This is a genomic window from Streptomyces sp. NPDC002619 (assembly GCF_042889305.1).
In the GTDB taxonomy this organism is placed as follows: Bacteria; Actinomycetota; Actinomycetes; order Streptomycetales; family Streptomycetaceae; genus Streptomyces.
Map to the genome: position 1 here is coordinate 62,459 of NZ_JBIAQV010000038.1, position 11,367 is coordinate 73,825.

Here is an 11,367-nt window from a genome sequence, read left to right on the forward strand (position 1 = left end):
GCGGACAGGAATGCGCGAGCAGATCATGCCCCATCGAGGTGCCGGACGCCAGCACTGATCTGAATTTAGCTGCCGTCGAGAACGCATACGGGACAGGTTTTGGATGCATGGAGGCTGTGTGAAGCCCGATAATCGCGCTACCCGGGCAGGTGTCGTCTTGGGTGGGCATCTGTACAGGTCAGCCGCATACGATGAGCTCGAACTTCCATGATCGCCACATTCGCACATGTGTGGCTGTGATGTGCATTAAGAGCTTCGCACTGTCAAAATGTCCCGGCAAACGGCAAGTCTGAATTCGCGCCCCATTTGAATGTGACGGGCATCACATCGGTTGCCTTTTGTTTGACGGACGGTGTTTTCCGGCAGAGGATTCGGCGGTATTTCGTGTCGTCTTCGGGGTGGGGTGCGCGGCCTTTTGCGCGTGTTTCCTGCCGGCCGCCTTGGGGGGCTGTTCGGTGTTTGGTTCGCTGTCGTGGTCCGGCCGTGGGTCGCTGCCTGGTACCGCCGCGGCGCGTCGGCGGGTGCGCCGAACGCGGCTGGCCGCCGGAGCGGCGCTCGCGGGCGCGTTGCTGGTGGGGTTGCTACCGACCCAGGCGGTGGCGCTGCCGTCGCCTGGCGGGAACCGTGCCGGGGTGGATCTGATCGACCTTCCCGCTGCGAAACCCGCGACAGACGCCGACACCGGGGTCCTGGACGATCTGACCGGCGAGGCCACGGTGCCGCCGGTGGACTACGAGCCGGCCCACACCACCCCTCCGGCCGGTGGTCCTCCCGAGCCTGTGAACCTGACAGATCCCGTGGCGGGGGAGCTGCAGCAGGCGGGTTCGCTGCCGGTGCTGCTGGGTGCCCCGGCCGACGCCACGCCCGAGGAGGCCTCCGCGCTGGACGGCACCTGGCAGGTGACGGTGGCCGACCCCGCGCAGACGTCCGCAGCCGAAGTGGACGGAACGCTGGTGACGGTGACCCCGCCGGCCACGGCCGCGGCGGCGACGGTGGATGTGGCGCTGGACTACTCCGACTTCGAGCAGCTGTACAGCGCTGACTGGGCCGACCGAATGCAGTTCGTCGCGTACCCGGAGTGCTTCCTGACCGCGCCACTGGACGAGGCGTGCAACCAGGCCACCCCGCTGGCCACCGAGAACGACGACATCACCGGCCAGATCAAGGCCACCGTCGATATGGCCGCCGTCTCCGCCGCCTCGGCCACGGCCAGTCAGGCCTCGCTGTCCGGTCACAGTGACTCGAAGGCGGTGTCGGCGGTCTACCACCCGGGCTCGTCGACGAGCGAGGTACTCAAGGCCCTGCTGCCGCAGGCGGGCGCCTCGGGCAGCGGGTCGCTGGTGCTGGCGGCGAAAGACTCCGGCTCGGGTGCGAAGGGCGACTACACGGCCACGCCGCTGGCGGCGTCCGGTACGTGGAGCGCGGGGGGCTCGTCGGGGGCGTTCGCCTGGTCGCAGCCGGTTGCGGTGCCGCCGGTACCGGGCGGCCTCGCACCGGACATTGCCTTCGGCTACAACTCGCAGGTGGTGGACGGGCGGACCTCGGCCACCAACAACCAGGCCTCGTGGATCGGGGACGGCTGGGACTACCAGCCCGGCTCGATCGAGCGCACGTACCGCACCTGCCGCGACGACACCGACGGCACAGCGAACAATGCCTCCCACAAGACGTCGGACCTGTGCTGGGGCTCGGACAACGCCGTGTTGTCGCTGGGCGGTTCGACCACCGAGCTGGTCCGTGATGATGCCACCGGCACGTGGGTGACCGCCAACGGTGACGGCTCCAGAGTTGAGCGGCTCAAGGACACCGGCAAGGGCAACGGGGACCTGGACGGAGAGTACTGGCGGGTCACCACCCGGGACGGCACCCAGTACTACTTCGGCCTCAACAAGCTGCCCGGCTGGAGCAGCGGCGAGGACACCACCGACTCGGTACTGACCGTGCCGGTGGCCGGTAACCAGAGCGGCGAGCCCTGCTACAACAGTGACTTCGCGTCCTCGTTCTGCGTCCAGGGCTGGCGGTGGAACCTGGACTACGTCGTGGATGTCCACGGCAACGCCATGTCGCTGTGGTGGGGCAAGGAGTCCAATTACTACGGCAAGAACGAGAAGTACACCTCCCCGGTCTCTTACAACCGTGGCGGCTACCTGAAGCGCATCGACTACGGCCAGCGCTCGGACGCCCTGTTCACCGCCGACCCGATCGCCCGGGTGGAGTTCAAGGTGGACGAGCGCTGCTTCGACGAGGCCGAGACCGGCCTGACGTGCAGTGAAGACGCGTTCACCTCCCGGGACTATGGCCGGTACCGGCTGTGGTACGACACCCCGGCCAATCTGTACTGCTCCGGCGCCCCCGGTAAGCGCTGCCCGGTGGGTGCGCCGACGTTCTGGTCCCGCGAGCGCCTGTCGTCCGTGACCACCAAGGCCCAACGCAACCAAGGCTCAACGGAACTGTCGATAGTCGACAAGTACCTGCTGACCCAGTCCTTCCCGCGCACCTTGACCGACACCGCCCCGCCGCTGTGGCTGGAGTCGATCCAGCGCACCGGCTACGCGGTCGACGGCAGCACACAGAAGCTCAACAAGGTCGAGTTCTCGCACAACAACCAGGCCATGCCCAACCGGGTCACCACCGGGGCGTCCGATCAGGTGCCGGCGTTCGACCGGCTGCGGATCCGCCGGGTGGTCACCGAGTACGGCGGCGAGATCGACGTCGAATACTCCGACCCGTGTCCGTCCATGGCCACCTCCGCCCACCCGAAACCGGAAGAGAACGGGACCCGCTGTTACCCGGTGTACTGGAGCCCGAGCTCCGGTCCGGAGACGATCGACTGGTTCAACAAGTACGTCGTCACCTCGATCACCCAGAAACCCCGCGTTGATGGTGTTCCTGACCTGGTCACTGAGTACCAGTACCCCCTCGACGGGGGCGGCTGGGCGAAGAACCAGACCGAGTTCAGCAAGAAGAAGACACGCACCTACGACCAATGGCGCGGTTACGCGCAGGTCACGGTCCTGACGGGGAAGAACGACCCGGCCACCGGGATCGTCAGGGGCAAGAGCGTGACCTCGTACTTCCGGGGCATGAACGGAGACCCGCTGCCCGGCGGCGGCACACGCCCGGTAACGGTGAAGGACTCCACCGGCGCCGACATCGCCCCGGACGAGCCCGCCTTCCAGGGCATGACCGCCGAGTCCCGCACCTACACCCAGGCCAATGACGACGGCACCGGAGGCAGTGTCGCCTCCCGCACCGTCTCCTCCCCCTCGGCGCACCTGCTGGCCACCCGCGCCCGCACCGACGTGCCCGACCTGAAGGCCTACCGCACCCAGATCGACAAGAGCATCACCGTCACCCCCGTCAGCGGCGCCAACCCCGACGACACGCGGACGGTGAAGACCAGCACCCTGTACGACGACACCTACGGCCTGCCGTACCAGGTGGAGACCCAGACCCTCGATGACACCGGCAAGAGCGGCGACGAGACCTGCACCCAAACGTCGTATCTGCACAACACCAGTGCCTGGCTGATCGGCCTGGCCGAGCAGACCAAGACCACCGCGGGCACGTGCGCCCAGGCGGCCACCGCCACCGGCGACGACGTGATCACCGCCTCCCGCACCGCCTACGACGGTCAGCCCTACGGCACCGCACCGACCAAGGGTGCGGCCACCGATGTCTGGGGCCCCGACGGCGCGGGCACGGGCTGGATCCGCACCAGTCACACCACTTACGACGACTCCTACGGTCGCGTCAAGACGGTCGAGGACGCCGCGGGCCACACCGGGTCGACGGGCTACAACCCGTCGTCGGGGCAGGTGTTTTCCACTACCGTCACCAACGCCCTCGGCTACACCTCGACCACCACGGTGGAGCCGGGCCGTGGCACAGCGGTGAGGTCCGAGGACGCCAACAAGCATGTGGTCACCCAGGCCTATGACGCTCTCGGTCGGACCACGGCCGTGTGGACGGCCTCGCAGGACCCCGCCACTGACGACCCCTCCAAGACGTTCTCCTACGACACCACCATCGGTAAGCCGGCCGCCGTCACTACCTCCACACTCCGCGACAACGGCACCTACGCGCACGCGGTGACCCTCTACGACGGCCTCGGCCGGCCGCGTCAATCGCAGTCCGACGCCGTCGGCGGCGGCCGCATCGTCACCGACACCCTCTACAACGCGGCCGGCACCGTCCGTCGCACCAACAACGGCTACTACGCCTCCGGCGAGCCGTCCACAACGTTGTTCGAAGTGAAATCGGACTTCAACGTCCCCACCGCCACGGTCAATACCTACGACGGACAGAGCCGTCCCCTGACCGTTACCCCCTACGAGGCCGGAGCCGCGAAGACGGCCAAGCGCACCACCTACACCTACGACAAGGACGTCACCACCGTCGTCCCCCCGGCCGGCTCCCCGGCGACCCGCAGCTTCACCGATGCGCTCGGCCGCACGGTGCGCATCGACCACTTCACCGATGCGCTGCGTGCCGCGCACACCTCCACCACGTACGGCTACGACCCGCGGGGTAACCGGACATCGGCAACCGACACCACGGGCAACAACACCTGGTCCTGGACATACGACGCCCGCGGGCGCCAGGTCCGGGCCGTCGACCCCGACACCGGCACCACCATCACCACCTACGACGACCTCGATCGGCCCGTCACCACCACCGACGACCGCGGCATCACCGTATGGACCGGCTACGACGCGCTCAGCCGTACCACCGAGCAGCGCCTGGACGACGACCAGGGCGCCCCGCTGACCCAGTTCACGTACGACACCATCCCGGGTGCGAAGGGGCAGCCGGTCTCGGCGACCCGCTACAACGACGGCGTCGCGATCACCACCACGGTCACCGGCTACGACGCGGAGTACCGGCCGACGGGGAAGAACATCACCATCCCCTTCAGCCTCGCCAACCTGGCGACCGCGGGCCTGGACGGCACCTACTCCTACTCCTACGCGTACACAAAGACCGGGCTCCCGCAGTCGGTGACCGTCCCGGCGGTCGGTGGTCTGGCCCGGGAGAAGGTGATCACCCGTTACAACGCCCACGGTCTGCCCACCTCCACCTCCGGTCTGGACTGGTACACCGCCGAAACCACCTACAGCCCCTACGGCGAGGTCCTGCGCAGCGTCACCGGCGAGATGCCCAACCGGGTGTGGACGACCAACCTGTTCGATGAGAACACCGGCCAACTCGACCGCACCGTCACCGACCGGGAAACCGCCGCCCCCAACCGCGTCAACGACCGCTACTACACCTACGATGCGGCCGGCAACGTCACTCAGCTCAAGGACACCGACGGCGCCGGATCTACCGACCGGCAGTGCTTCGGCTACGACGCCCTCGGCCAACTCGGGCAGGCATGGACCTCACCCAACGAGGACTGCACCGCAGCGGGCCAGACGACCCCCGCACCGGTCTACACCGACACCACCGGCAAGGTCACAGCGACCAACGTCACCAGCGCCAACGACGGCTACTGGCAGACCTACACCTACGACACGCTGGGCAACCGCAAACGCCTGACCGAACACGACCCGACTGTCACCGTGACCGGCGGTCAGGTCGACACCACCGACGACACCACCACCACCTACACCTACGGCAAGGCCGGGGGCGCCCAGCCGCACACCCTGACCGGCATCACCACCGACACCGCCACCATCGACACCGCCGCCGCCCTCACCTACGACTCGGCCGGCAACACGATCACCCGCACCTACGGCGGCGACACTCAGGCGCTGGACTGGACCTGGGACGGCAACGTGAAGACCGTCTCCGGCTTCGGCAAAGCCGGCACAGGCCAGCTCATCGGCCTCGACAGCAAGTGCCTGGACCTGCAGAGCGCCAGCACCGCCGACGGCACCCCGCTGCAGATCTACACCTGCAACGGCACCAAAGCCCAAAACCTCCGCCTCGACACACAGACCGGTGCTCTGACCGTTCTCGGCAAATGCGTCATGCCCACCGGCGGGGCCACCACCAGCGGCACCCCCGTCACCCTGGCCCCCTGCACCGGCAACGCCAACCAGAAGTGGACCGTCACTGCGGGCACCCTCAAGTACAACGCCTCCGACAAGTGCCTGGACGTCCCCGGCGCCGACAGCACCGACGGCACCGACCTGCAGATCACCGCCTGCAACGGCAACGCGGCCCAGAAGTGGGCCTTCTCCAACCAGACCAGCTACCTCTACGACGCCGACGGCAACCGCATCATCGCCGCCACCGCCAGCGCCCACACCCTCTACCTGCCCGACACCGAACTGTCCACCGACGCCACCGGCGCCATCGCCTACTGCCAGCGCTACTACAGCCAGCCCGGCACCCCCACCGTGATGCGCCACACCTACGGCGACACCACCAGCACCCTGACCGCGCTGGCCACCGACCACCACGGCACCCCCATCGCCACCATCGGCCTCACCACCGGCCAGACCATCCAACGCCAGAAGACAGACCCCTTCGGCGTCCCCCGCGGCACCGCAGACAGTCACTGGCAGTCCCACCGCGGCTACCTCGGCGGCACCGACGACACCACCACCGGCCTCACCCACCTCGGCGCCCGCGAATACGACCCCGACACCGGCCACTTCATCAGCGCAGACCCCGTCCTGGACATTGCCGACCCGCTGCAGATGAACGGCTACGCCTACGCCGGCAACAACCCCGTCACCGACAGCGACCCCACCGGGCTGTGCCCCGTAGACCTGTGCGGAGGCGGCGAAGGCAAGGGCGGCTCCACCACCGGCGAAGTCACCAAAAAAGACCCTTCCAGCCCGGTTTACTGGTCCGTACCCCCCGCACCGCCAAAATCCGGCTCAAGCACGACGTCGGGCACGGGCGGCGGCAGTGGCGGCAGTGGCGGCAGTGGCGGTGGCGGTGGCGGCAGCTGGTTGGGTGATCTCAGCCGCACCTTCGTCGAAGAGGCAAAAACGAGCGTCACCTCCATCGTCCAAGCCCCGTTCCAGCAACTCCGCACCGACAAGCGATGCGTCCTCGACGGCGAGGGCTGCGCAGACATGCTCACCCAAGTGCTCCTCAGCGCCAACCCGGGCCTCGCTGGCGCGATGGCGGTGACCTCGCGCGGAGAGGAGATAGCCGGCGACTACGCAAACGGCAGGAGCGCCGAAGGCACCGGAAAGCTGCTTTTCGACCTGACCCTGCTCTTGACGATGCGAGGCGCAGGCGCTGAGGCCGAGGCTGAAGCCGGCATAAGCAGAGCTGAAGCCGGCATAAGCAGAGACTTGCCTAAGAAGTGCAGCTTCACCCCCTCCACCCCGGTCCTGATGGCCGACGGCAAGACCAAACCCATCGACGACATCAAGACCGGAGACAAGGTCGAGGCCGCCGACCCCGCCAACGGCAAACACAAGGGTCCCCGCGAGGTCACCGCCACCCTCATCAACCACGACTATGACCTCGTCGACCTCCGCATTCAGCGCACCGACGGAAGCACGGACACCCTTCACACCACTTCCAAACACCCCTTCTGGGACGACACCCTCCACACCTGGGTCCCCGCCGGCGAACTCCTCACAGGCCACACCCTCAATACCGCCAGCGATCACCACGTCCACGTCACCGACGTCACCCCACGCCCCGGCGACCGCGACATGTACAACCTCACCGTCAACGACCTCCACACGTACTATGTGCTGGCGGGCGAGACACCGGTACTCGTTCACAATTCGAACTGCTCCAGTAATGCCAAGATTCTTGGCGATAATCTGGAGGCGTCCGGGGTTACTCGGCCTGCGGATACTGCCGCGCACCACATCGTGGCCAGCACCTCTCAGAAGGCCGCAGCAGCTCGGCAGCAACTCGCCAAGTTCGGAATTGATATCAACGATGCGAGCAATGGTGTGTTCCTGCCGCGAGGATCAGCGTCCGCGAACCCGACAGGCGCATCAGTTCATTCGCGAATTCACACGGATGACTACTATTCCTACGTCAATGACTTGATCGGCGGTGCGAGAAACGCCAATGAAGCCCGAGACGTGCTGGGCCATCTGCGAAGGCAGCTGCAAGGCGGGTACTGGCCGTAGCTGAGTGTGTAGCCTTGCCGTGGTGCGGCCGTGCCTCTGCGGCCGCACCACGGCAAGGGCAGTGGGGATCTTGAAGCAAGCGAGGGAGGCAAGTGATGAGGCGACCGATTGACTCTGCGCTAAGCGTAGTGCAGGGCATCGTTGACCAGTTGGGATCGAGTCGAGAGGTTCCGACTGTCGAGGAGGTTATGGCGACCGTCAACAGCTTCGAGCAGATTGGGTTCGACGTCCCGACTGGCGCTGATTCCGATGGATTCCTTTTTCAGTATGGCGAAGTGAACTGGTTTTCTGAGCCGACATTCACGGTGGGCTTCGTGCGTCAAATGGAGCTCGTTGATGCCGAAGGCGAGCATGAAGGGTACTCTCAGGTTCAGCTTGAATACAGATACCGAGTCGATGCTGACCTGCGGTCGCTTGAAAGCTATAACTCCTGGTGGTTCCGTGAGAGCGGGACGCCGTTCGTTGAATGGCTCGAATCGGTGAAAATGGATCCCGTTTGGGGGGTCGTTCGAGAGAAGGTTCCTGTGGAATTTGATGTCTCGCAGGAGTTGGCCTGAAATTAATCGGTCGAGCGTATAGCTGCGCTCACAAGTAGAATGCTGTGGCTGAATTCTTGATCGCCTCACGCCGCAAACCGATGGGCCCCTTCCGAATCTCCGGAGGGGGTCCATCGGGCGTTTGACGGCAGTAGTTGGCAAACATTCAGCGTGACCGCGCTGAGTGACGGTTCCGGGTGTGCGGTGATGTCCGGTGACCGTGGTGGTCGTCGGCTGGCGGGAGCCAGGTTCTGCCGCTGAAGGCGTCACGGAGCACGGTCAACGGGTTGACCGTGTGCTTGGCGGCGGTGGAGAGGACGCCGCGGATCAGGTAGCGGTCCTTGGCGCGGGCGAGGTCGGTGAGTCGGCCGGAGATGTTCTCCTGGATCTTGGAGGGGCGCAGGTCGCGTTCGGCCTGCTTCGAAGTGGGCGGGATGCGCAGGTCGGTGGTGAACCGCAGGAAGTCGTCCTCGCGGTCGCGGAATGCCTCCAGCAGCAGGCGGGTCTTGCGGGCGCCGGGGCGGGTGTCGTCCAGGCGCCTGGTCGCGGCCAGGCCGATGCGGCCGACGGGCACTTCTTCCCACCTCCGGGATCGATACATTCTCCGTGATGCTGCTGGGGTGGGGTGATTCTGGGGGAGGGTCATCTCACTCACCGCATGGGAAAGGTGGAGCTCAGGTGATTGAGTCTGGTAGTTCTGAGCGGTTCGCTCGCTTCGTGGAGCGCTTGAGCTTGGCTCTTGGTGCTGCTCCAGAGGTTCGTGAGGTCACACCGCGAGTCCCAGCCGATGGGCGGGTCTTCTCGGTGGTGTTTGCGGATGGGCCCGAGTCGGGATTTGTTACCGGTATCACATGTGGACTCTCGTCGCTGGTCGGTTCGCCGGCCTTCGGGCGTGAGCTTTGCATCACCATGCGTTCGGATAATCAGCAATGGGCTATGGTCCCGGCGGTCACCGTGGCTGCTTTGCGCGGCTTGTGTCCCTTCGTGTCTGGGATGGTCATCGGATATGAGAAGCCATATGTTGAAGGGTCGGGCTTGAGCAGCCTTCTGCTGGGAGCGCCTGAACCTAGTACTCCAGCCGTAGATCGTGATGTGACGGACGAGCGGCGGAGGGTGCGGCTAAGGTCTACGCGCTCGGCGGCCCTACGCTGCGCTTTCCTGTCCGTAGGGCCGTGGCTCACCGGAGCCAGGGGCCCGTGCTGTTGGAGGAACACCGGTGATCGGCAAGTTGCAGTGCGTGGTTCTGGACTGTCCGGATGTCCTTGAACTCGCTCGGTTCTACCAATCGCTCCTTGGCGGCGCGGTCAACGAGCCCGACCCGAGGTGGGCAGTCAGCGATGACTTTTCGACCCTTCACACAGGCTCTGGCCTGGTATTTGCGTTCCAGCGCGTGAAGGACTACCAGGCACCGCGGTGGCCGGACGGCACGTACCCGCAGCAGTTTCATCTGGACCTCGATGTCCCGGACCTTGACCAGGCTCAGGAGCAGGTCCTCGGTTTCGGCGCCGCTCTGCTCCACGTCGACACTCGCGGTTGGAGGATCTTCGCGGATCCGGCGGGCCACCCCTTCTGCCTGCTGCGGGGCTGACGAGGTGGGGCTGGACCACTGCTTTCGCCCAGCGGTGTCCGTTCTCCGGCGAGGAGATGGGTGCGGCCACCGCTGATCATCGGTGTGTGAAGACAAACGATCATGCGGTGGCCGCAGGTCACAGCGTAGACCCTGCCCGCTGGCAGGAGGCGTTCGAGGGCTTGATGGGCCGGATAGCAGGACGGTTCGCGCGGGTCGAACCCCGGCGCCACGCCCGGCAGTTGGTGCTCGGGCTGCTGGCCGACCTGCCGCGGAAGAACTGCTGGACGATCGCCGAGCACATCGGGGACGCCACCCCGGACGGGCTGCAGCACCTGCTCGCCCGCGCGAAGTGGGACGCCGACGCAGTCCGCGACGACCTGCGCGCCTACGTAGGCGACCACCTGGCCGACGACCAGGCCGTGCTCGTGGTCGACGAGACCGGCGACCTGAAGAAGGGCACCCGCACCCTGGGCGTCCAGCGCCAGTACACCGGCACCGCCGGCCGAATCGAGAACTCCCAAGTCGCCGTCTACCTCACCTACACCTCCCGCCACGGACACGCCGCCATCGACCGCGCCCCCTACCTGCCCAAGTCCTGGACCAGCGACCCGGAACGCCTGCAGCAGGCCGGCGTCCCCGACGGGACCGGCTTCGCGACCAAGCCCCAGCTGGCTCAGCGGATGATCGAGCACGCTCTGGACGCCGGGACCCCGGCCGCCTGGGCAGCCGCAGACGAGGTCTACGGCGACAACCCCGCCCTGCGCTCCGCCCTGGAAGCACGCGGCCTCGGCTACGTCCTGGCCGTCTCGTGCTCGCACCACGTCCCCACCCCCGCCGGGCCGGTGCGCGCCGACCGGCTCGCGAAGAAGATCCCGCGCCGGGCCTGGCAGAAGCTGTCCGCCGGACGCGGCGCCAAGGGACACCGCTACTACGACTGGGCCCTGGTCGCCATCACCGCAGCCCACTTGACGGGCCATCACCATCTGATGGTTCGCCGTAACCGCACTACCGGCGAACTGGCCTACTACCGCTGCTGGTCACCCCACCCGGCGCCGCTGGCCACGCTGGTGCGGGTCGCGGGAAACCGCTGGACGGTGGAGGAGATGTTGTGCGCCACGAGGCGCTCTGCCGTATCCCCGGTTCAGCCGGGAGGAATTGGAGGGAGGTTCCTGGGTTCGATGGCTTACCTGATGCCGAAAGG

The 11,367-nt window shown here is 66.5% G+C and carries 5 protein-coding genes; 4 read left to right on the forward strand and 1 reads right to left on the reverse strand.

Annotated elements, in window-relative coordinates; genetic code table 11:
• Positions 1 to 521 precede the first annotated feature (521 nt).
• A complete protein-coding gene (locus ACFYXB_RS36305; RefSeq protein ID WP_389589291.1) occupies positions 522 to 8,060 on the forward strand; it encodes a ricin-type beta-trefoil lectin domain protein in 7,539 nt (2,512 codons plus the stop codon).
• 188 nt (positions 8,061 to 8,248) lie between these two features.
• Entirely contained in the window at positions 8,249 to 8,617 is a 369-nt protein-coding gene (locus ACFYXB_RS36310) for a hypothetical protein (RefSeq protein WP_389589292.1), read from the forward strand.
• Between the two features lie 145 nt (positions 8,618 to 8,762).
• On the opposite strand, the gene ACFYXB_RS36315 is transcribed toward ACFYXB_RS36310, so the two are convergent.
• On the reverse strand, positions 8,763 to 9,170 hold the full coding sequence (locus tag ACFYXB_RS36315) for a transposase (protein ID WP_389589293.1): 408 nt from the start codon (positions 9,168 to 9,170) through the stop codon (positions 8,763 to 8,765).
• A gap of 642 nt (positions 9,171 to 9,812) precedes the next feature.
• On the opposite strand from ACFYXB_RS36315, the gene ACFYXB_RS36320 reads away from it, so the two are divergent.
• Both ACFYXB_RS36320 and ACFYXB_RS36325 read left to right on the forward strand, forming a co-directional pair.
• The gene (locus tag ACFYXB_RS36320; RefSeq protein ID WP_383359172.1) at positions 9,813 to 10,184 is read left to right on the forward strand and encodes a VOC family protein; all 372 of its coding nucleotides are present in this window, start codon (positions 9,813 to 9,815) and stop codon (positions 10,182 to 10,184) included.
• Positions 10,185 to 10,348: 164 nt separating this feature from the next.
• Positions 10,349 to 11,367: IS701 family transposase (locus ACFYXB_RS36325; protein WP_389589297.1), on the forward strand; the 1,019-nt coding region annotated here is incomplete at its 3' end.